This is a genomic window from Novosphingobium rosa NBRC 15208 (genome assembly GCF_001598555.1).
GTDB classification, from domain to species: domain Bacteria; phylum Pseudomonadota; class Alphaproteobacteria; order Sphingomonadales; family Sphingomonadaceae; genus Novosphingobium; species Novosphingobium rosa.
This window is the reverse complement of sequence record NZ_BCZE01000026.1, coordinates 73,663-95,069: the sequence shown is the minus strand read 5'-3', so window position 1 is coordinate 95,069 and position 21,407 is coordinate 73,663. Positions and strand designations below refer to the sequence as shown.

Sequence of the window (21,407 nt, the reverse complement as noted above, 5' to 3'; positions counted from 1 at the left end):
CAGGCCTTTGGGTTTAGGCGAAGCGCGAAACGCCCCCCGCCACCTCCAGCGCCGCCCCGGTGATGAAGCTGGCCATGGGCGAGGCAAGGAAGGTGATGGCGGCGGCAGGCTCCTCCGCCTCGCCGAAGCGGGCCAACGGGATATGGCGGTTGCGGGCTTGCTCGGCGAGCCAATCCTCCATCGACTGGCCAGGAGCGGCGCGCTCGGCATAGCGGCGCGCCCATTGCCCGCTGTTGACGGTGCCCAGCAGAATGGCGTTGACGCGCACCTCGGGCGCAAACTCCACGCTCAGCGATTTGGCAAGGTTTTGCACCCCCGCGCGCGCCGCAGAGGTGCAGACCATATGCGGCTCGGGCTGGCGCGCCAGCAGCGAGTTGACGATGACGATGGCGCCAGCGTCGCTCTCTTTCAGCAACGGCAGAAAGGCCCGCGTCGGGCGGATGACGCTGAAGAATTTGAGGCGCAGTTCGGCCTCCCAATCCTCGTCGCTGGTGCTGGCGAAGGTTGAAAGACGGGCTTGCCCCGCATTGTTGATAAGGATGTCTGCCTTGCCGAAAGCCTCTCGCGTGCGCGCCACCAGCGCATCGACTGCGCCCTGATCGAGCACATCGCAAGGCTGTGAGACCAGATTGTCGATGGCCACACCTTCGCTAGCCAGTTGGCGCGCGGCCTGCTGCAGCCCCTCGGGTTTGCGAGCGCAGCTGACGACCTTGGCGCCCTCGGCCAGCAGCAGGCGCACGGTGGCCAGGCCAATGCCAGATGAGCCGCCGGTGACGACCGCCACGCGGTCCTTCAGTTTCAGATCCATGGGATTATTCCTTAAGGTCAGCGGCATCCGCCGCGTCGATCAGCGGGCGGATCGCGGCGTTGAAGGCGTGGGGCAGGGTGGTGGCGAAGGCATGGCCGCCATTGGGCACCTCCATACGGCTGGCGCGCGGATTGCAGCGCGCCGCAGCCGAAGCGATGCGCGCGCAGCTTTCGGGCGGGGTGACGACATCCGCCGACCCCCACAGCACCAGCACCGGCACGGGCAGGCCCTGAACATCGCGCGCCAGATCAGCACCGCCCAGCAGGCGAACGGCCTGCTCATAGCCTTGCGGCACCACCTCGGCCATGGCGGCGTGGACGGTGGCGCGCGCCTCCTCGCTGGCGGTGCCGGTGCAGAGGCGATGGGCGCGGGCCTCGGCCAGACCGGCCGGGCCCAGATCGCGCAGATCGCGGATGCGGGACTCCACCTTTTCGGGCAGCGGCGCGCCCGGCGCCACGCCATAGCCCGCTGCCGGGCTGGCCAGCGCCAGCGCCGCGACGCGATCCGGCGCCAGACGCGCCAGCGCCGTGCCCATGATCGCGCCCAGCGACTGGCCGACGATCACGCAGCGCCCGATCCCCAGATGGTCGAGCCATTCCAGCGCCGCCGCGCCATAATCCGCCGCCACCGGGGCGGCCATGGGCAGGGGCGCGCTGCCCGCATAGCCCGGCGCGTTCCAGGCCAGCACGCGGCGCTCACCGGCGAAACCGGCGAACTGCCCACCCCAGGCCCGGCTGTTCGAGCCGATGCCATGGAGCAGCACCAGCGGCAGCGCCGCGCCATCCTCGCCAGCCTCACGCCAGCTTTGGCGGCGACCGGCGACAGGGGCCCAGATCAGCGGCGGCAGATCCTGGTTCATGTCTCCTCGCTCAAGCCTGACCGGGCTTGGGGCGCTTCACCTTGGACAGCGGATGCGAGGGCGGATAGGTCGGCGTTTCGGGCACATTGGTGCCAAGGCAGACGATCATCAGCGCTTCCTCGATGCCCTCATTGACCAGACCGCGATAGATGCCGGCGGGCACGGAAACCAGATCGCGCTCACGCACATAGGTCTCGGTGTATTCGCCGTTGATCTCGAACATCAGCTTCACCTTGTTGCCTTTGAGGATGAAGAAGATCTCTTCCACATCGTCATGCAGGTGGAGCGGGCCTTCGCAGCCGGCGGGCAGCACCATGGTGGAGAAGGTGAAATGCTCGGCGGCCACCGTGTTGCCGTCAGCGGCTACGCCCGTGGCGCCGGTGCCGGCATAGCGCATTTGCGCGCGCTTGTATTTTGGATCGAAATCGGCCTGGAATTTCAACGCGTTCCAGTCGAGGTTGCGGGTCTCGTAACGCGCGGTGCGCTTGGTGATCCAGCTTTCCAGCGTCTCGCCCTCGGGGATGACATTGGGCAGGGCGTCGATGTTGGTGTCGGAAAGGGTCTCGGACATGGGTTCGTTCTCCGTGTCGAAAAAGGGATCAGGCGGCGCGCGACTGGCGACGGGTCTTCCCGTCGATGCCACCCGCGATGGCCCATTCGGTGAAGTTGTTGGGGGTGCGCTCGAATTCGCCGGCCACCCAGTTTTCGGTGCACCAGTCATCGTCGGCGTAATATTCCAGCGAGCCGCCGAAGGGGCTCTTGAAATACCAGAAATAGGCCGAGGAAATCGGGTGGCGGCCCGGGCCCAGATCGCTCTCCCAGCCCTTGGCGCTCATGGCCAGGCCGCCGCCGAACACCTCATGGATGTTGCTGACGGTGAAGGCGACATGGTTGAGGCCGGGCTTGCCGGGGCGCTGCAGCACAAAGGCGCTGTGATGCGGGCCGGGCGTGGAAGCGCGCAGAAACGCGGCATGGCCCGGATAGCTGTCAGACACCACGAAACCGAGGGTCTTGAGGAAGAAATCCAGCGTCTTCTCCAGATTGTCGACGAACAGCACAACATGGCCGATCGAGATCGGCACCGCGCGCTCATAGACCGGCGAGCGCTGGTCCACCCGGCGATGAACGCCCGGCCCGTTCACATCCTGCGCATCGGCCTCCACGGCCACGCGGCGGGTGGGGCGGAAGCCATGGGTCAACCCGTTGGGGTCGGTGGCGAGCAGCAGGCCGTCTTCCCAGCGGGCCTCTTCGCCAAGGCGGGCGGCGATGGCGGGGATGGTCGTTTCGTCGTCCACGCCCCAGACCACCATGCGCAGCGTGGGGCCCGCCTGCATGGCGGAGGGCAGGGCGGGGTCGTCATTGTGGCGCACCACCACCTCGCTGCCGTCGCGGGTGGAAAAGAGCAGCTTGTCCTTGGGGCCGGGGGTTTCGGCCAGGCCCCAGTCGGCCAGATAGGCGCGGGCCTCGGCCAGGTCGGTCACGCCGAAGGTGACGGCGTCAACACCGGTGATCATCATGCATCCTTTTCATGGTGTGCCCCGGCCTGAACCAGTGGCTCGGCGGGTAGGGGCAGCGTTTCGGGCGCGCCCATCAGGCGCGAAATGGCGTGAGCGGCGCGGGCAACCGCCTGTGTGATGGCGGAAAGATCGGTGCTGGCCGGACCTGTAGCCGTGGCATTGATCGCCGCGACGATCTGCAGCGAGGCGTCGCGCACGGGCGCGGCCACCACCGCCACGCCCGCCTCGTGAAAGCCGGTGCTGGCGACATGGCCGCGCGCATGGTCCTCGCGCAGCATCTGCTCCAGATCGGCGAGGCTGGCGATGCCATTGGGGCCGAAGGCGTGATCGGCATAGAGATCGCGCAGCGCCAGCGGCTCGAGATCGCTGAGCAGCACCCGGCCCATCACCGTGCTGTGCGCGGGCAGGCTGGTACCCACCGCGACATTGCGCGTCACCGCTGCCCGGCTGGCAAAGCGGCTGAGATAGACGATGCTGCGCCCCTGCCGCACGCCAAGGTGGGTGGACCAGTTGGTCTCGTTACGCAGAGCCTCCAGCACGGGCGCGGCCAGATTGGTGAGGCCCGAGGAGGCGAGATACTCATAGCCCAGCGTCAGCACGCCCGCGTCGAGTTCGAAGCGCCCCGCGCCGTCGCGCCGCAGCAGGCCGAGCGCGACCAGATCGCCCAGCAGGCTGTGCACCGTGCTGCGCGGCAGGCCCGATGCCGCCACCACCTCGGGCGCGGACATCTGGGCCCGGTCGCGCCGGAACAGGCGCAGGATCGCCACGGCGCGGTGGAGGGCAGGGGCGCTCATCGGGTTATGCCTCGACCTTGGGCGTGACCTGCTTCAAGGCCTCGGCCTCCATCAGGCGGCGCAGCTTCACCAGGCCGGCGTCATGGGCATAGAGCGCTTCATGCTCGCGGGCATCGTCGTCCATGCCTTCGAGGATCAGGCGGTCCTGCTCCAGCACGTCCCAATGCAGCGTTTCGAGGCGCGCGCGGTAGAGGAATTTCCAGGCGTCGCGCTGCCAGCCCTGCACCTTGCGGCAGCGCCAGAAGAACACGCGGCAGTTGGTGCTATCCACCGGCGTCACCAGCCCGACGATGCCGAAGGAGCCGCCCGGCCCCGCCGCCCGGCGATAGGGGATCGAGAGGCGCTGCCAATAGGCGCCGGTTGCGCCGAATTCGGTCCAGTCGAAGTTGATGCCGCTCTGGTTGGTCTTTTCGAAGACGAAGCCATGATCGGTGGCGCGGGCGCGCATCGTGGCGGTCTTGTCGCCTTCGGCCATGGAGTGCGAGACCGAATGGAGATAGGCGCCGTGCATCGGGTCCATCACATTTTCGGCGGCATAGCGATAGTTGCAGGACCAATGCGCGGTGCAAAGAATGGCTTCCCATTCGCCGCCGTTCACTTCCTCGGGCAGGGTCAGTTCGGCGGGCTCGGAGCCGTCATTGCCGAACCACAGCCAGATGGCGCCAGCGCGCTCGATCACATGATAGGTGCGGTTGCGGGCGCGCTTTTCAGCCTCGCAGCGGCCGATGGCGGGGACGGCGGCCATGCGGCCAGCTGCGTCCACTTCCACGCCGTGATACCAGCAGGCGACACGATCGCCCAGATTCCAGCCCATGGAGAGGCGCGCGCCGCGATGCGGGCAGCGGTCTTCCACGGCATTCACCTTGCCTTGGCCGTCGCGCCATAGCACGATCTTCTCACCCAGACGCGTTACGCCAGTGGGGGCTTCGGCCACCTCCCAGCTGGCGACCACCGGATACCACAGATCGCGCAGGCCTGTATTGAGGCGGGTGCGGGCCTGATCCTTGAGTGCAGTCTCGTCCACTTCAGGCCTCCTTGGCGAAGAGGGCGTCGCCCAGCGTTTTGAGGCAGGCGGCCAGGCTTTCGGGGGTCCAGGACTGGCCCTCGGCGTCGGTGATGCCACGTGCGTTGAGGCCGGCGACCACCTCGTCCAGCTCCACCGCGCCGTCGTCGAACACGGCCATCAGCGCATCGGCCAGACCGTCCTCAAAGGGAGAAAGCGGAGCGCCGCGTGTCTGGAAGACGATGTTGGGGGAGCCGGTGGCGGACTCGATGGTGCGCGTGTCACCCTTGTTGTCGCGGTGGCGGTCTGGCGCCAGCCACGGATTATGCTGATACATGGGTCACCTGTTTTGCATATCAAACACTGTCTGGTATTGAAGACATACAATCGCGTTCTTGGGCCTTCGTCAAGTGGGGCGAACGGCGTAAAATGGCACAAAGCCCGATTTTGTCATTCATATGTCAATCATTGTCTTGTATATGGCACCAGATGGCGCAGCAGCCGACCAAGCGGGAGTGTCCGAATGCCTTTCCCCATGTCTTTCGCCATCCCGCAGTGGGCGCGCCGATTCGTTCTGGCGGGTGGCGGCGCGTGACACCGCTCGAACGCCTCGCCGTGGCCGTCCGGCAGCGTCGCGCCATCCTCTTTGCTGGAGCGGGAGTTTCAATGAGCGTCGGCCTGCCCTCCTGGGCCGAGCTGATTTCCCATATGCGTCGCGACCTCGGGCTTGATGAGGACGATACGGTGCGCCACTGGGGCTATCAGACGCTGGCCGAATATTACCGCCTCAAGCATGGCAGCATCGGCCCCCTGCGTAGCTGGATGGACCGCACCTGGAGCGTTTCGGCGGAGCGCGTCAAGGAATCGCGCATCCACGAACTGATCGTGAAGCTGGATTTCCCGCTGCTCTACACCACCAATTACGACAACAATCTGGAACTGGCCTATCAGTTCCACGACAAGCCCTACGTCAAAATCGCCAACACCTGCGATATCGTGGGCTGCGAGGACGGCCTGCCGCAGATCGTCAAATTCCACGGCGATTTCGACGATGACGAAACGCTGGTGCTGGCCGAAACCGACTATTTCAAAAGGCTCTCCTTCGAAGGCCCGCTGGATACGAAGTTCAAGGCCGATGCGCTGGGGCGCACGCTGCTTTTCGTGGGCTATTCCATGTCGGACCTCAACATCCGCCTGATGCTCTATCGCCTGTGGACCACATGGCGGGAATCGGGGCGCGAGCGTGATCGGCCCGCCTCCTTTGTGTTTACGGCGAAGGCCGACCCCGTGCAGGACGCCGTGCTGGAAAACTGGGGCATCACCGTGATGCACGAAAAGGCCGATCACCCGGCGACCTCAATGCTCAACTTTCTCGATAAGCTTTATCGGGCGGTTGAGGAGGTTTGAAGGTTGGAAAAGTAGATGCGAGGGCCATCGCCCTCGCGCTCCCTTTACTGTCCGCCTTGCGTATCGGGTTCAGCCAAGGCGCCAAGTTTGCCGCGCCGCAGGCAACAGGCCTATCGGAATTTCGCGGTAAGGTAGCGCAGGTGGAGAGGCTGGGCACCAAGGATCGGGCGCCAACACCCTATCGCCGGAAGACGGAATGGGAGCGCGAGGGCGATGGCCCTAGCATCTTCTCTTTCCTTCTTACCCTCTGAAAACCCTTAACCCGCCGCCCCGGCATGATACCCCAATCCCGCCGAAATCCGCGCCGCAGCGGCTTCCACCTGACCGCGCACCTGTGTGCTGAAGGTGTCCTTGTCATAGGTGGTGATCGGGCAGCTGACGGAGATCGCCGCTTCCAGCTTGCCCGCCGCATTGTAGACCGGCGCGGCCACGCTGGCCACGTCGGGATCGTAGAAGCCCCAGCTGATGACGCTGGTCTGCGCGCGGTCGCGCTCGACGAGGCTGACCAGGGCGCCCATGCTCTCGGGCGTATCGGCGGTGAAGCGCTCGAAGGCGAAATGCTCGTAGAGGCCCACCACTTCGGACAGCGGCAGCCCGGCCAGCAACACGCGCCCCGGCGCGGTGGCATGCGCGGGCAGGCGCGAGCCCACCGTCATGGCGCTGATGAGGCTGGTGTTGCCCTGGAAGCGGGCGACATAGACCACCTCATGCCCCTCGCGCACCGCCAGATGCGTGGAGGTCTGGGTTTCGTCGCGCAGCTGGCGCAGGATCGGGCTGGCGACCTCGATCAGATCCTTGCCCGCCAGAAAGCTGTAGCCCAGCTCGAGCACACGGCTGCCCAGCTCATAGCGATGCGTGCCGGGCAGGCGGCGCAGGAAACCGGCCAGCTCCAGCGTGTAGACGATGCGGAAGGCGGTGGAGCGCGTCACGCCGACATTCTTGGCCATATCGGCCACGGTCTGCTCCTGCCGGTCCTGCTTGAAGGTCAGCAGCATCTGCAGCCCGCGCACCAGGCCGGGGACGACATAGCGTTCATCGACCTCTTCCTCGCTGGTGGCGGCGAGGGCGTTGGCAGTCTGGGTGGCGGGCTTGGAGGACATTGACACTCGCGCGGTTGAACGAAACGGTGCTTCGCGTAACATGCTTCGCATGCCAACAAAACACCGTTTTGTTCAAAAGTCAGGCTTGCGTTTTAGCCCAGGCGAGCGGCGCTTCATCCATGCCCCAATAGAGCGCCTTCTGGTGCATGTAGGAGCGGATCCAGTCGCGGCCCTTTTCGCGCCCCATGCCGCTGTCCTTCACCCCGCCAAAGGGCGTGGAGGAGGAGAACTGCTTGTAGGTGTTGATCCAGACCGTGCCGGCCTTGATGGCGCGGGCAAAGCGCCAGGCGCGGCGATAATCGGCGGTCCAGAGCCCGCAGGCCAGGCCGAAGACGCTGTCATTGGCCTGAGCGATCAGATCGGCTTCATCCTCGAAGGGCAGGGCCACCAGCACGGGTCCGAAGACCTCTTCCTGACAGATGGTGGCGCTGTTGGGCAGGCCTTCCAGAATGGTCGGCAGGTAATAGGCGCCCTTGTCATAGAGCGGGCCCTCGGGCGCCCTGCCGCCGCACAGCAGCGTGGCGCCATCGGCCAGCGCGCCCGCGACATGGGCGGCCACGCTGTCGCGGTGGCTGTGATGAACCATCGGCGCGACCTGCGTGGCCGCATCGGTGCCGGGGCCGACGCGCAGCGCCTGCGTGCATTCGACCAGACGGGCCATAAAGCGATCATAGATCGCGCGCGCCACGAAGAGCCGCGATCCCGCGATGCAGGACTGGCCGGTCGAGCTGAACACGCCATACATCACGCCCGCGACGGCCTGCTCGATATCGGCATCCTCAAAGACGATGGTGGGGGATTTGCCGCCCAGCTCCAGACTGGCGGGCATGAATTTGACGGCTGCGGCGGCGGCCACGCGGCGGCCCGTCACCGTGCCGCCGGTGAAGGCGATGCGGCCTACATCGGGATGCCTGACCAGCACATCGCCGATCACCGAACCACGCCCCGGCAGCACCGAAAGCAGCCCGGCGGGCAGCCCGGCATCGGCGCAGATCTGCGCCAGCTTCAAGGACACCAGCGGCGTCCATTCCGCCGGCTTCAGCACCACCGCATTGCCGCCCGCCAGCGCGGGGGCGATCTTCTGCGCGTCGCTGGCAATTGGCGAGTTCCACGGGTTGATCGCCGCCACCACGCCAATCGGCTCATGGATCGACATGGTGAGGTAAGGCCCGCGCGGCGTGGTCAGCGCCTCATCCATCGTTTCCAGCGCGGCGGCGACATAGCGGAAAGTGCCCGAAGCCGATTGCGCCAGCGCGCCGGTTTCGGCCAGGGTCTTGCCGGTGTCGGCGGTCTGCAGGGCGGCGATCTCGGCGATCTGGGCCTCGATGCCGTCGGCGATGTGGTGCAGGATGCGGGCGCGGTTGTGCGGCAGCATGTCGCGCCATGCGGGGGCTTCGGCAGCGGCCTTGCCGGCGGCGATGGCCTCCTGCGCGTCCTCGGCGGTGCAATGGTGCAGGGTGGCGACCACGCTGCCGTCTGCGGGGTTGATGCTGTCCACCGCCGCGCCCGCGCCATGGCGGAAGGTTCCGGCGATGAAGGCGCGGGTTTCGATGGTGGCCATCGGGGCAGCAGATGCGATCATCAGCGGGCCTTTCTCTGGGCGGCGAAGGTGAGCAATTCGCGCGCCACGCTATGCGCGGTCAGCAGCGAGGTCTTGGGATTGTCGGGCGAGGGACGGCCCTCGATCTCGAAGCGGAAGGCGCCATCGGCCCCCTCGAAGCAGATCTCGTGCAGGTTGCGCGAGGAATGTGGATCGGCGACCAGCTCGACCTGCGTGGCATCGAAACCGACGCCAGCCAGCGCTACCGTGGCCGCGACATTGGAGTTCTTGGGAAAAGCGATGGCGGCCTCGCGCGCGGTGCCGCGAAAGAAGGTCGTGGCCTCGCCAAGGGAAGCGAGATCCACGACCTTCTCGGCCGGGCTGCCCGCCCAGGCCATGGCCGGTTTGCGCGCGCGATAGGTCACGCTGGACAGGCCGCCCAGCTTGGCCGCCGTCAGAGCATCGATGCCGCCCACCGCGCCTGCGGGAAGGATCAGGCGCGCGCCGCTGCGGGTCGCGGCATCGTTCAAGGCGCTTTCCAATGCCGGATCGGCCAGCGCGCCGATGGACACCACCATCAGTGCCACGCCCGCCTCCAGCACCGCCGCGCCATGCTCGCGCACGGCCTCATGGCCGGCGCATTCCACCACCACATCGGGCTGACGGTCCAGCAGATCGGCCAGCCGCTCGACCGCCAGATCGCCATCGCTACGCCCCGGACGGGCCAGATGGCCGCAGAGCGTCACATCCGGGCCCAGCGCTGCGCAGGCCGCGCGGGCGATGGAACCATTGCCGATAAATCCGATGCGCAGCATGGGTTTGGCTCCTTACTTGCGCTCCACCGTGGGCGGACCCGCGAAGCTCTTGGCGAAGCCGCCGATCGAAACCATATCGACCTCGACCACGGCGGGGCCTTCGATGGCCAGCGCCTCGTCCAGCGCGGCGCCGATGTCGGCAAGGTCGCTCACCTGGCGGTGCGGCAGGCCGATGGATTGCGCCAGCAAAGCGAAATCGGGGATCAGGATGTTCGAATAATAATGTCGACCGCCATAGGTCGTGTCCTGAATGTTGCGGATCACGCCATAGCCATTGTCGTTCATCAGCACGAGGGTGAGCGGGGCCTTTTCATCCACCGCCGTCAGCAATTCGCCCAGGCACAGCGACAGCCCACCATCGCCCGAGAGCACCACCGCGCCCGCCTCGCGGCCCAGCGCCGCGCCCACGCCCATCGGCAGGCCCTGGCCGATGCCGCCGCCCACGGCGTGGACACCGGCATGCTGATCGCCCACGCGCAGATAGCGGTTGCCCCACATGCTGTTCGAGATCGTCACGTCGCGCACCCATGCCGCCCCTTCGGGCATACGCGCCTGCAGCGCATCGACCAGCGCGGTGTAGGGGCCGACATCGCTGCGCAGCGCGGCGACCATCGTCTCGCGCGCGGCGGCGATGTCACCGGCCAGCGCGGGATCGAGTGAGAGCTCGCCCGCCACTTGCGCCAGAGCGGCCAGCACGGCAGGGGCATCGCCCTGGATGAACTGGGCGTTGGGGTAGCAGCGGCCATCCGATGTGGCGTCCACATCGATCTGCACCAGATCGGCGGGCAGGCCCAGCTTGTAGGTCCAGGTCTCGTTGCCGCGCAGGCGTGAGCCCGCCACGATCAGCAGGTCGCAGGCGGCATAGAGTGCCTGCACCTGATCGGTGCAGTTGAAGGCGCCCAGCGACATGGGATGATCCTCGGCCACGATGCCGCGCCCACAGGTGGAAGAAACGATGCCCACGCCCGCATCGGCCAGAGCGGTGGCCGCGGCACCCGCGCCGCGCGCGCCGCCGCCCAGCAGGATCATCGGGCGCTTGGCAGTACGCAGGCGCTCGACCAGTGCGGCGACCTTGGTGGGTTCGGGCTGGAGCGTGGTGATCTCCAGCTCGGGAAAGCTTTCGGGCAGGGGGATTTGCGCGGCCTGCACATCGATGGCTATTTCGATGCTGACCGGGCCGCGCGGCGCCGACAGCGCGCAGGAGGCGGCCTGCGCCAGCACGTCCAGTGCGGAGGCAGCGTCATCGATGCGGAAGGCGCGCTTGCTGACGGCCTTGAGCATGGTCAGCTGGTCGGGCGCTTCATGGATATAGGCGCGATTCGCGTCGAGATGTTCGACAGGGACCTGACCGGTAATGTGCAGCACGGGTGAGCCCGCCGTCAGCGCCTCGACCATGGCGCCTGCGGCATTGCCCGCCGCCGTGCCGGTGCTGGTGAAGGCCACGCCCAGATGGTTTTTCACGCGGGCATAGGCGTCCGCCATGTTGAGCGCGCCCGCCTCGCCGCGCGCGGCCACGAAGCGGATGTCGCCATCCACGCCCATGGGATCGAGGATCGGCATGTTGTGGATCGAGATCACGCCAAAGCTGGTCGTCACGCCCCAGCTGGCCAGCGCCTTGCAGATCGCCGCGCCGACGGTGAGTGTGGTCTGGGCGGGGGCGGTGGGCATGGTGATGACCTCTGGTTGCATGATGACCTCGATTGGGCCCGAATTGGCTCTTGCGTTTGTAATGTGAATTAATGGTTCGTATGTCAATCATCTTTTGTCATGGACCTGTCGACCGGAGGTTAATCGGGTTTCTGCGCAGGCTGTTTTCCATCTGACGATCATTGATCGGAAGGCATCTTCTGGCTTCAGTGAAGCAGAAAACACATGCATATCATTATTTATATGACTTATAAGAAAGGAAAAAATTGGATCTCTCGTCAATCTTCAAATGCGTGCGATCCTGTCGAGGTGCGTGCGGGTGCCGGATCGGCATGGGGGAAATGGCGTATAAGCGAGTGCCTGTTTTTGGGGTGGCAGGATCGAAAACTGCTGCTAAATTGATTGACATGCGAAGCGATGTCTATTCTACAATGCGTCAAGTGCTTCGCCCGAACGCGCCGGGGGCATGCCTGCCACACCTTTCGGAGGCGGCGCGCATGTCGGCCGGGGGCGAGGGTGAGGTTGTGCCTCTGCGATGTCGTCAAAAGGCAGGCAGATGCAAAGGACGGGCCGATCGCGCGACGAGACTGCCGCGCATCGATTTCCAGGGCAAATTATCATGATGCAACAGATCAACCTTTCGGGTCGCACCATCGTCATCACCGGGGCCGGTCGTGGGCTTGGCGAAGCATTCGCCAGAGCCGCGGCGGCCAATGGCGCCCATGTCATCGTCGCCGAGCTTGATGAGACGACAGGCGCGGCCACCGCCGAGTCCATCAAGCAGGAGGGCGGTTCGGCCGAATTTGTGCCGGTCGATGTCAGCGATCCTTGCAGCGTGGAGGCGATGGCGCTGGCGATCACCGCGCGCCATACCGCCATTGATGGCCTGCTCAACAACGCTGCCATCGCCACGGGCATCGGCGGCAAGACGTTCGAAGAGATCGACATTGAGACATGGGATCGCGTGATGGCGGTCAATGTGCGCGGCCCCTGGCTGGTGACGCGCGCGCTGGCCCCGTTGCTGCGCAACTCGTCAGCGGGCGGCCGTGTGGTCAATCTGGCATCGGACACCGCGCTGTGGGGCGCGCCGCGCCTGCTGCATTATGTCGCCAGCAAGGGTGCGGTCATCAGCATGACCCGTTCGCTCTCGCGCGAGCTGGGGGTGGATGGCATCACCGTCAACGCGCTGGCCCCCGGTCTGGTGCGGGTGGAGGCCACCGATTACGTGCCGCAGGAGCGCAAGGACTTTTACGTCAACAATGCCGCGATCCAGCGCCCGCAGGTGCCGCAGGATACGGTGGGCGCCGCGCTGTTTCTGCTCAGCGACCTGTCGGGCTTCATCTCGGGGCAGGTGCTGCCGATCAACGGTGGTTTCATTTCCGCGTAATTCTGTTCCGGCGCGCGCCGCGCGCATGATGGAGACAAGCATGAGCATGGATGCTTTCCCTGCCGACGGGCGCGCCGCCATATCGGCCCCCATCGGTAACGAGGCTTCGCTGGCGTTCCCCGGTTGGCGGGTGCTGCTGGGCGCGACGCTGGGACTGGCCTTCAGCCCCGGGCCGATGATCTTTGGCTCTATGGGCATGATCGCACCCTTTCTGGCTGCGGCTCATGGCTGGAGCCGAGGGCAGATCATGCTCAGCCTGACTTTGTTCAATGTGGCGGGCTTGCTTGTGGCGCCCTATACCGGGCGTCTGATTGACCGGTATGGCGTGCGCGCGGTGCTGCTGCCCAGCCTGGTGCTGTTGGCGGCGGGCTTCGCGGCTCTGGCCTTTCTCTCTTCCAGCCTGACCGGTTTTTATGCTGTCGCCTTCGTCTGGGGGGCGTTGACGATCGGCACGCAGAGCATCAGCTACACCAAGTTGATCAGCGGTTGGTTCGTGGCGCATCGTGGCCTTGCCATCGGCATTGCGGCGGCGGGGCTTGGCGCGGGCTACAGCATCGTGCCCTTGTTGATGGCGCGCCTGCTGGCGGGCATGGGCTGGCAGGGGGCCTATGCGCTGCTGGGCCTGCTGGTTCTGGCGGTGCCGCTGCTGGTCAACTGGCGCGTGGCTCATCCCAATCCGCTGGCGCCGGACGCTCAGGGCGAGGCCGAGGGCGTGCCGCTGGGGCAGGCGCTGCGCAGCCCGGCCTTTGCGCTGATGGCGCTTTCCATCCTGCTGGCCTCCGCCGCTCTGACCGGCGTGGTGCCGCATATGGCGCTGCTGGCGCTGGATCGCGGCTTTTCCAAAGGTGATGCGGCGATCACCGCCTCGGTCTATGGCCTTTCGACCATCGTGGGCCGCGTGATCGTGGGCTGGCTGGCCGACCGTTTTTCCGTGCCGCGCGTGGCGGCGCTGTTTTTCGGCCTGTCGATGGCGGGCTTCGCGCTGGCCGGGGCCCTTGGCGCGGCGGCCAGCCTGCCGCTGCTGATCTTCCTCTCGCTGATGATCGGTCTGGGTTTTGGCGCGGAGAGCGATGTGATCGCCCTGCTCATCATACGCTATTTCGGACGCCGCGCCTTTGGCGCCATCTATGGCTGGCTGCTGAGCGCCTTTCTGGTGGGGGCCTCGATCGGCGCGCCGCTCTTCGGCTTCGGGCATGACCGTTTCCATTCCTATGGCGTGGCGCTTTATGTGGCGACGGGCGTGATGGCGCTGGCGGTGGTGCTGATGCTGGCGCTTTCCGCTCAGACCGGCAGGCCGCAGGGCGAGGGGCAGTGAAGGTTCGCGCCTGTAGGCTGATCTTGGGTCTGGCGCTGGCCGCTGCTTTGGGCGGCGGGCAAAGCGCTCAGGCCCGCCCTGCTGAGCATGTCACCTATCTGCTGCCTGCACCGGAAAGCGCTATCGTCTTCGCTCCCTTCGTGCTGGCCAGCAGACTGGGGCTTTACGCGCGGCAGGGGCTGGAAGTCAGCTTCGTTACCGTGCCGGGCGGCATGAATGTCGGCGCGGCGCTGGCGCGGGGCGAGGGCGATCTGGGCGGGGCCACGGGCGATACGGCGATGCAGTTGCGGTCAAAAGGCATGGCGGTGCGCGGTGTCGCGCTGCTGGGCCATCACGCCTTTCTGACGCTGGTGACGCGCCAAGGCCTGGCGATCGACGCCAGCCTGAAAGGGCGCGAGATCGATGTGCCTTCGCTCAAGGACACGTCCTATTACGGGCTGACCGGCCTGCTGCAGGGCGTGGGGCTGGAGGCTGGCGCCGTCAGGACCGAGGCGAGGCCGGTCGATGCTCTGGTCGATGCGTTGGGCCATGGGCGCATCGATGGCTTTGTCGGCACGGTGGACTGGGGCGTGCGGGCCGAGCGCATGGGTGCCACCTGCGACTACCGCTCGCTTGATGCCTATTACCCGGCGCTGGCTCAGGCCATCTTGGCGTCGGACGCGACGATCCGGAAGCGCCCTCATGCCCTGCGGCGGTTTATCCGCGCCACGCTGGAGGCCATGCGGCGTATCGGAGCCGACCCTGCCCAGGCCGCCCGGGATTACGCGGCGGCCAGACCGGATTCCGGCTATTCGTATGCCGAGATCGCGCGGATTTTCGCGCTGCTGGGTGACAAGGTCTATGGCCCCGTGGCGGGGGCGGGCCGCTTCAATCCTGGCGTGATGGCAGCCGCTGGGCGGGCTAACATCGCGCTGGGTATCGTGAGGGGCGATGAGGATATTCGCGCCTCTTTTACCAACCGGTTTGTCGACCGCAGGACGCGGTAACACCTGACCCTAGACAAGCACCGCTGCCGATGATCTGCGGACGCCGCTTCCCGTTCCAGGCCAATATACACGCTACGGCTCTGCTTGGCAGCGCAGCCAGCCTCTCTTGCCAGAGGCGGACTTGATGGAAACATTGGTCAATTGATCAAGTCAGATGATGGGCCGGACCCTCACCGCGCATTTGCAATCGCCTCGCCCTCTTGCCAGGCGCTGGCGGGGTGCCTTGCCAATTCCGCCACTCGCGCTCGCCGTTGCGCAAGACAATGCAGTCATTAAAACCCTCGATATGCTTGAGTGAGCCATTGAACCCTCCTCGGGAACGTTCGCGATCCTTCAGTCCATTTATTAGCCCGGATTATCAGAACATGCGGACATGCAACGCTAATCTGGCGCACTGAAAGACCGTAGCCTCACCACACAGCAAGTTGAGCCCGGGCAAAAAGCTGGCGGCTGGCTCTAGCCAAATGGATGAATTGGCTTTTCCACGGCGCTCGGTTCCGACCGGAACGGCTGCAACGGCTGCGGCTTTGGGGCTGGAAAGCGCAACTGGGGCATCGCACGCGCGTTCCGCAAAAGCGGGCGCCGCTTGTCATCGAGGATCAGGGGCGTTTTTCCGTCGGGGGGCTGTTGTGCAAGCACCGGGCAAGGTCGACCAATATGCGCAAGCGGTCGCCGGTCAGACTTTCCACGGCGACCATGCCTATATCAGCTATCAGATCCCTGCGGACGCCAAGCCCCTCCCGCTGGTCTTCTGGCATGGCATCGGCCAATTCTCCAAGACGTGGGAAACCACCCCCGATGGAGGGGATGGCTTCCAGAACATCTTTCTGCGCCGCAAGCACAGCGGCTATCTGATCAATCAACCGCGCCGTGGGCGCAGCACCGCGCCCGATAACCAACGCTGGTTTAACACGTTTCGGGTCGGCGTCTGGCCCGAGTTCAATCTGGGAGGGCACAAAAGCCGTTTGCATTCAATCATCAAAGCCACGATGTTACGACTGCTATTGAGTGGCTCCGCCAGCGCGGCGCTGATCGGAGAATGTCATGATCCGTTATAGCTTTGGGCTGCTTTCTGCTCTGGCGCTTGCCGGATGTGCCATCGCGCCACCGCGCGTGCCTTATACGCTGGCTGACCTGGCTGCAGGCCAAGTGATTGACGGAGACCCGGTACGCTTTTGGGCCAAGGGCGACGATCAGGCTTATGGTGCGTGGAGATCCAAGGTGCTGGCACAGCGTCAGGCCGCCTCGATGCCTTTGCCCAGCACGGTCCTGGCTTTGTCGGGCGGATCGGACAAGGGGGCTTATTCTGCAGGGGTGCTCAACGCCTGGAGCAGGCAGGGTGGGCGGCCCAGCTTTGACATCGTTACAGGCGTATCGACCGGCAGCCTGATCGCGCCCTTTGCCTTTCTGGGCGAGCAGGAAGATGGCGAACTCAAAGCAATCTACACCGGGGTCAGCCGCAAGGACATTTATCATCAACGTATCCTCAGCGGCCTGTTTGGCGGCCCCAGCCTTATGTCGACCCGGCCGTTGCAGGCGCTGATCGCACGCCACATCACACCGGCTTTGCTCGACCGCATTGCAGTGCAGCATCGACGTGGCCGCAGGTTGCTGGTGATGACCACCAATCTGGACGCCGAACGCGGCGTTATCTGGGATATGGGAGCGATTGCTGCCAGCGGTGCACCCGATCGGCTTTCGTTGTTCCGGCAAGTGCTGCTCGCCTCCGCCAGCATCCCTGGTGTTTTCCCCCCGGTGCTCATCCATTCCGAAGCGCATGGTCATCGCTTTGCGGAAATGCATGTCGATGGGGGCACGGTGAGCGGCTTTTTCGTGCTCCCGCGCGCAATGCTGAGCGCCGCCGCCCAGTCCCCGCGCGTGAATGGAACGATTTATGTGTTTTATAACGGACGGCTCGAACCCGAGTTCGAACTGGTCAAGCCCAAAACCTTTGATGTCGTGGGGCGAGCCCTTGCAACCGTACTTGGCGAAAACGATCGTACCAGTTTGGATGACCTCAAGGGTTTTGCGCGGGAGGGATTGGGGACGGTGATCGTCTGCGCGATTGAGAAGAAGACCGCCCATGACGGAGCACCTCTGTTCGACACGACGCATATGCGCGAGATGTACGCCTTGGGTGAGCAGCAGACAGCACCGGACGGATGCCTTGGGCGTCGTGCAGGCCCATGAACGATCATAAGCCGCGCCGATTTTTGCTGGGGTGGCCAGTCCTTGAGCGCCGGATGAATGGGGGATTGTTTTTGACGCTCAATTCAGATGCTTTGTATGGCCGGTTTGCCAACTCAAATCGCCTATAACGTGTTTGGGTTGACCGGTGGGTTCTGGGAATGCGGCCATTGCTGTGTCGGTGTTCGCTCGGGTGGGGGCGCATTTCTCATCGATGCCACGGCGGCGTGACCGCCCGCGAGGCGCAAAATCCGTGACTGCCTGTAGGCTGAGCCGGGGTGGCGCTGCCCCGTCGAGAATATATTCAGCGGAACTGGTATCGTGCCAGCAGTTCCCACGGGCCACCGCGATACCACCACATGGCTAGACCCGCGATCTGCACCGGCCTGGGGCGAAAATCATGGCCGAGTTGCTCCTGAAGCGCGCGGGCCTCGGCCGGGCTTACCTTGTTCTGGATCGTCACATGGGGGCGCCACGGCGCAGCATCCTGCGGAATCAGCAAATCGGCGAAGGCCTGCGCCAACTCTTCCCGCTGCAAGGCCAATTCACGGGACTGGATGCGGATGGCCGTCCCCCTGCCGAGATTGAGCAGACCATCGGCCATGGCGGGCGGAGCGCGTCGGCGGGTCAGGGCGCCAAGGCGCTGTTTCAGCTCGGGCTCGATCGAGGGCGGCAGGTGATGAAAGAGCGTGAGATGGGCGTCGAGCTGGTTTCGTTCGGCAGGAAAATGCGCGCGGCGCAGAGCGTTCAGCCATGCAAAATCGTCCGGGCCGAACAGGGCGGAAACGATGATGGGGGCAGGGCTCATGCCGCTGTCATGGACCAAGGTGCGCCCTGGCGCCAGACCGCAATCCTTAGCCGAGCGCGCGGATTTTCTGCGCGGCCCAGACCTTGCCCGCCGTGCCGCCCCGCAGCAGCCAGGCAATAACGCTCGCCGACGGATCGCGGTCCGAATTCCAGCGATGTGCTTTCCCCGGCCCGGTGGCATCCTTGTCCACCTCATGGCGGGCACAGAAGCTATGCATCGATTTGACATCCCTGGCGTCGAGCAAGATGCCGCTGGGACAGCTGCTCTGCGCGTTGGACGCCAACTTGCGTACCGCCCCGGTGAATTTTTCTGGCAGTCGCAGGCCGCGACGGGCCGCCGAGGCCATGCGCAGGGTCGGCTTGAAATGAGGTTCGATCATGGGCTTGCCTCCTCAGTCACGGGTGGGCGTCAGGGCGGAGGGCTTGTGCGCCGCGCGCTTGCCTTCCCGCGTTTCGACGATCACCTCGGGATTGTCGGGCGAGGCGGCAACCTTGTGGCTCTTGATCCGCGTGGGGCTGGTCAATGTCTTGATCACCTTGCCATGCGCCTTGCCGCCATGGCTGTTCCAACTGACTTGTTGGCCTTTGTTCAGAGTTTTGGTCATGGCTGCTTTCCGATCGTGATCTCCGACCCCGAGGAAAGCCGGCGCCGGGATATGACGTTCCATGGCCTCGTCACGACCGCGATAGGCCGTGATCCGTGCGGGATGGCCCGGATCAGTGCATCAGCGCGGCGAACCAATCGGCATAAGGGGTGTTTTTGGCCAGATGGCGATTGTAATCCGGCGCGCCGTCCTGCCACCAGACGGGGCCCCGCTCACCTAGCGCCTCCATGAGCGCGTGGATGAGGCGATCGCGCAGATCCTCGGGCAGGTTCGGATTGGTGCGGCGCCACAGCCTGCCGCGCACCCCCAGATAGCGGCCGTCGGGCGTGATCGGATGTGGCTGTTTGCTCTCGCTCAGAGCGGCCTTCCTGTGAAAGCCGTACGGGATGGTTGCGACCTTGCCGGAACCTGTCGCGGCGGGAGATCTTCCCTTCCTGTAAGGAGAAAAGCCATGGCCAGCCAACCCGATCCTGTGCCCGATCGCATCGATCCGCAATCGCCCTCGGAAGTGCCGGTCGCGCCCGAGCCCACCGAGGCGCCCGATATCGATTTGCCCAGCGTCGAGCCGCCCCCGCCCGATGTCGATATTCCCGACACCGCGCCGCCCGAGATCACACCGGACCAGTTCAGCGGTTGACCTGGGCACGAATGTGGCAAGGCGACGCCTCGTCGTTCTGCGGTGCAAGGCCTCGACCTGCCGCGACCAAAGCTTGTCGATCATGGCCGGATTGTTATCGACGGTTGCAGAGCCGGACAGGCTCGCGAAAAAGTTCTGGCCCTTGGCCACGAAGTTGACCGTGGCATCGCCGCCTTTGGCCAGGCGGTTGTCCTTGCCGATAAAGAACCAGAGCGTGTCGACCTGATCCTTGTCCAACTGCGCCGTCACAGGCTCGGAATGGCTTGAGCCATCACGAAGGCCGACCATGGTGAAGGGCCCGTTCTCGAGCTTTTCCCACAAATGCTCTTTCAGCTTTTGCGTATTTTCCCAAGGCCCACCGCACGGCTTCCAGGCTTGGCGTAGAAAAGGGGGCGCTTCAAGGACTGGCGCCGCGTCGCGCCCCGCTACGATCGCTGCCCGACGGTCTTCTTCTCCACCCTCGCGCTGGCCGCCAACGTGCTCTTCTGGCTGTGATCAACGAGTCCTGACCCTAGCTTAATCAAAGCATCAGATATCAGGCTGCCATCACTCGCGACAAATGCTTTGCTTGGTCATCGGCGAGGGCCTTTTCCCGCCATTCCCTTATCTGCTCACAGTCGACATCGGCATGCCGCTCCATGATCCAGCGAAAATTGTCGAGCCCGCGCTCGAATGTGTCTCCATAACCCTTGATCAGGCGCTGGCATCGCGCGATCTCGATGGCTTTGGTATTATCGCGCGCGGTAACGGTGGCGATGGCATCGAGCCACTCGCCGATCCGCGCCTGCTCCTGCGCATAACGCAGTGAACGCGGGCGCCAGCCGCGCAAGGCAGCCACCATGCGCAGGAGCAGGAACCAGCGCAGCCCGGTGGTGCGCGCATGCCGCCCCTTGGTGAAGCGCCCTTCCAGCCAGCGCGACAAGGCGCCGCCATTCAGCAGTCGGCGCGCCAGCCCCGTGGGCAGCACCTCGGCCAGTTCCTGCAGGCGCGGATGCATGAATTCGGTCAGGGCCAGCACCTGATCGTCCTTCAGCTTCATCTCCTGCGCAATGCGTTCGAAGCGGCTGGCGCGCACCTTCAGATCGGCCACACGGATGGTGTCCTCATAGGCCATCCAGAGCGCCAGATGGCGCGCGACTTCGGCGGTAAGGGTGAAGGGAGCGGCGTCGAGCCGCGCCACCTGTTCCAACCGGTCGAGATAGAGCCCGGCATAGGCGGCATCCTGATAGTCCATCAGTCGCGCTGCGCCGTGTATCGCCAGCGTGCGCGCCGCTTCTGGCAGTTCATAGATGCGGGCCGCCAGCTGTTGCCCGGCAGGCGTGGTGGGGATCGGCAGATCGGCCTCGGCCTTCGCGGGCATCGCCACGGGCCCTTGTGCGCGGGCGAAGCCTTCCGCGAAACCGGCCAGATTGCTTTTTACCGCTTTGCCGCTGTGGTGGATCGCCTGCTCAAAGGCTTCGCGCGGGAAGGGCAGGGCACCGCTGCCCGCCAGAGCGCCGAACATGATCGCGCTGATGACGCTATGCGTCGCCTCGGTCGCCGCTTCCATGTCGAAGCCTATAAAGCGCGCCGAGCGCTCCTGAGCGGCGGCGATGATCTTGTCGCCATTGCCGCGCCCGTCTCCCGCCACCTGCTTTTCGGAGATGGCATAGACACGGTGGGTGGAGCCGATCAGCGTGGTGCGCTCCTTGGTGGCGAAGCCGCGCAGCACCGCGCGCCCGGTTTCCATCAGTTCGGAGGCCACCACCACATCGACATCGCCGGGCATCGGCATCTGCGCCATCACCGGCACGCGGCCATCGGCGCCGGGCCGGGCCAGTTCGACGTAATAGACGGTGGAGCCGGTGCGCTGCGCCACGCCGGGCACCGATGTGCCCTGCGCGATCCAGCCATCTTCACGCGCGACATGCTGGATCCATTCGGCCAGCACGCCGCCGCCCTGGCCGCCAAGGGCCAGAATGGCGATGGCGATGCGGTTCTTCTCGGTGGTCAT

General features: G+C 65.2%; 22 protein-coding genes and 2 pseudogenes. 7 read left to right on the top strand and 17 right to left on the bottom strand.

The window, feature by feature from the left end; genetic code table 11:
- Nucleotides 1-13: 13 nt before the first annotated feature.
- From SR3_RS11040 to SR3_RS11010, 7 genes are read right to left on the bottom strand one after another with little or no spacing between them, the layout of a single operon-like run.
- On the bottom strand, nt 14-808 hold the full coding sequence (locus SR3_RS11040) for an SDR family oxidoreductase (protein ID WP_068085283.1): 795 nt from the start codon (nt 806-808) through the stop codon (nt 14-16).
- Between the two features lie 4 nt (nt 809-812).
- Entirely contained in the window at nt 813-1,667 is an 855-nt protein-coding gene (locus SR3_RS11035; RefSeq protein ID WP_068085280.1) for an alpha/beta fold hydrolase, read from the bottom strand.
- A gap of 10 nt (nt 1,668-1,677) precedes the next feature.
- Nucleotides 1,678-2,238, bottom strand: coding sequence for a cupin domain-containing protein (locus SR3_RS11030; RefSeq protein ID WP_068085277.1), 561 nt, complete (start codon nt 2,236-2,238; stop codon nt 1,678-1,680).
- A 28-nt stretch (nt 2,239-2,266) separates the two neighbouring features.
- A complete protein-coding gene (locus SR3_RS11025) occupies nt 2,267-3,184 on the bottom strand; it encodes a VOC family protein (protein WP_068085274.1) in 918 nt (305 codons plus the stop codon).
- Complete coding sequence (locus SR3_RS11020) at nt 3,181-3,978, bottom strand: IclR family transcriptional regulator (RefSeq protein ID WP_068085271.1); 798 nt, start codon at nt 3,976-3,978, stop codon at nt 3,181-3,183. The genes SR3_RS11025 and SR3_RS11020 overlap by 4 nt, the downstream gene beginning before the upstream one ends.
- A 4-nt stretch (nt 3,979-3,982) precedes the next feature.
- A complete protein-coding gene (locus tag SR3_RS11015) occupies nt 3,983-5,002 on the bottom strand; it encodes an aromatic ring-hydroxylating oxygenase subunit alpha (protein WP_068085268.1) in 1,020 nt (339 codons plus the stop codon).
- Between the two features lies 1 nt (nt 5,003).
- Nucleotides 5,004-5,318, bottom strand: coding sequence for a recombinase-like helix-turn-helix domain-containing protein (locus SR3_RS11010; protein WP_068085265.1), 315 nt, complete (start codon nt 5,316-5,318; stop codon nt 5,004-5,006).
- Nucleotides 5,319-5,647: 329 nt separating this feature from the next.
- On the opposite strand from SR3_RS11010, the gene SR3_RS11005 reads away from it, so the two are divergent.
- Entirely contained in the window at nt 5,648-6,388 is a 741-nt protein-coding gene (locus SR3_RS11005; RefSeq protein ID WP_218018805.1) for an SIR2 family protein, read from the top strand.
- Between the two features lie 257 nt (nt 6,389-6,645).
- Here the strand turns inward: SR3_RS11005 and SR3_RS10995 are convergent, their stop codons facing one another.
- The 4 genes from SR3_RS10995 to SR3_RS10980 form a co-directional block, all read right to left on the bottom strand.
- The gene (locus tag SR3_RS10995; RefSeq protein WP_068085259.1) at nt 6,646-7,488 is read right to left on the bottom strand and encodes an IclR family transcriptional regulator; all 843 of its coding nucleotides are present in this window, start codon (nt 7,486-7,488) and stop codon (nt 6,646-6,648) included.
- A gap of 79 nt (nt 7,489-7,567) precedes the next feature.
- Nucleotides 7,568-9,070, bottom strand: a complete 1,503-nt coding sequence (locus SR3_RS10990; protein ID WP_245653870.1) for an aldehyde dehydrogenase — start codon at nt 9,068-9,070, stop codon at nt 7,568-7,570.
- Complete coding sequence (locus SR3_RS10985) at nt 9,070-9,843, bottom strand: aspartate dehydrogenase (RefSeq protein ID WP_068085251.1); 774 nt, start codon at nt 9,841-9,843, stop codon at nt 9,070-9,072. The genes SR3_RS10990 and SR3_RS10985 overlap by 1 nt, the downstream gene beginning before the upstream one ends.
- Nucleotides 9,844-9,855: 12 nt before the next feature.
- The gene (locus SR3_RS10980) at nt 9,856-11,532 is read right to left on the bottom strand and encodes a thiamine pyrophosphate-binding protein (RefSeq protein WP_218018804.1); all 1,677 of its coding nucleotides are present in this window, start codon (nt 11,530-11,532) and stop codon (nt 9,856-9,858) included.
- Nucleotides 11,533-12,109: 577 nt separating this feature from the next.
- Between SR3_RS10980 and SR3_RS10975 the strand changes: the two genes are divergently transcribed.
- The 5 genes from SR3_RS10975 to SR3_RS10955 all read left to right on the top strand — a co-directional run bounded on the left by SR3_RS10975 (nt 12,110) and on the right by SR3_RS10955 (nt 17,368).
- On the top strand, nt 12,110-12,877 hold the full coding sequence (locus tag SR3_RS10975) for an SDR family oxidoreductase (RefSeq protein WP_218018803.1): 768 nt from the start codon (nt 12,110-12,112) through the stop codon (nt 12,875-12,877).
- A gap of 40 nt (nt 12,878-12,917) precedes the next feature.
- Nucleotides 12,918-14,192, top strand: a complete 1,275-nt coding sequence (locus SR3_RS10970; protein ID WP_068085249.1) for an MFS transporter — start codon at nt 12,918-12,920, stop codon at nt 14,190-14,192.
- Nucleotides 14,189-15,178 carry an ABC transporter substrate-binding protein gene (locus SR3_RS10965; protein ID WP_084455392.1) on the top strand — a complete coding sequence of 330 codons (990 nt, stop codon included), beginning with the start codon at nt 14,189-14,191 and terminating at the stop codon, nt 15,176-15,178. Before SR3_RS10970 ends, SR3_RS10965 begins: the two co-directional genes overlap by 4 nt.
- Nucleotides 15,179-15,642: 464 nt before the next feature.
- Nucleotides 15,643-16,236: an alpha/beta hydrolase family protein gene (locus tag SR3_RS32085; protein ID WP_174549144.1), complete on the top strand. Its 594-nt coding sequence runs from the start codon at nt 15,643-15,645 to the stop codon at nt 16,234-16,236.
- A complete protein-coding gene (locus SR3_RS10955) occupies nt 16,223-17,368 on the top strand; it encodes a patatin-like phospholipase family protein (RefSeq protein WP_068085241.1) in 1,146 nt (381 codons plus the stop codon). The genes SR3_RS32085 and SR3_RS10955 overlap by 14 nt, the downstream gene beginning before the upstream one ends.
- 301 nt (nt 17,369-17,669) lie before the next feature.
- Here the strand turns inward: SR3_RS10955 and SR3_RS10950 are convergent, their stop codons facing one another.
- The 5 genes and pseudogenes from SR3_RS10950 to SR3_RS32790 all read right to left on the bottom strand — a co-directional run.
- A complete protein-coding gene (locus SR3_RS10950; RefSeq protein ID WP_068085238.1) occupies nt 17,670-18,173 on the bottom strand; it encodes a 2'-5' RNA ligase family protein in 504 nt (167 codons plus the stop codon).
- Between the two features lie 46 nt (nt 18,174-18,219).
- Nucleotides 18,220-18,552, bottom strand: coding sequence for a hypothetical protein (locus SR3_RS10945; protein ID WP_068085235.1), 333 nt, complete (start codon nt 18,550-18,552; stop codon nt 18,220-18,222).
- 12 nt (nt 18,553-18,564) lie between these two features.
- Nucleotides 18,565-18,777 carry a hypervirulence associated TUDOR domain-containing protein gene (locus SR3_RS10940; RefSeq protein WP_068085232.1) on the bottom strand — a complete coding sequence of 71 codons (213 nt, stop codon included), beginning with the start codon at nt 18,775-18,777 and terminating at the stop codon, nt 18,565-18,567.
- A gap of 112 nt (nt 18,778-18,889) precedes the next feature.
- Entirely contained in the window at nt 18,890-19,108 is a 219-nt protein-coding gene (locus tag SR3_RS32795) for a hypothetical protein (protein WP_218018807.1), read from the bottom strand.
- A gap of 360 nt (nt 19,109-19,468) precedes the next feature.
- A pseudogene (locus SR3_RS32790) lies at nt 19,469-19,735 on the bottom strand (pyridoxamine 5'-phosphate oxidase family protein); the annotation flags it as partial.
- Between the two features lie 69 nt (nt 19,736-19,804).
- On the opposite strand from SR3_RS32790, the pseudogene SR3_RS31265 reads away from it, so the two are divergent.
- A pseudogene (locus tag SR3_RS31265) lies at nt 19,805-19,909 on the top strand (IS5 family transposase); the annotation flags it as partial.
- 40 nt (nt 19,910-19,949) lie between these two features.
- Here the strand turns inward: SR3_RS31265 and SR3_RS10925 are convergent.
- Nucleotides 19,950-21,407, bottom strand: a complete 1,458-nt coding sequence (locus SR3_RS10925) for an indolepyruvate oxidoreductase subunit beta family protein (protein ID WP_068085229.1) — start codon at nt 21,405-21,407, stop codon at nt 19,950-19,952.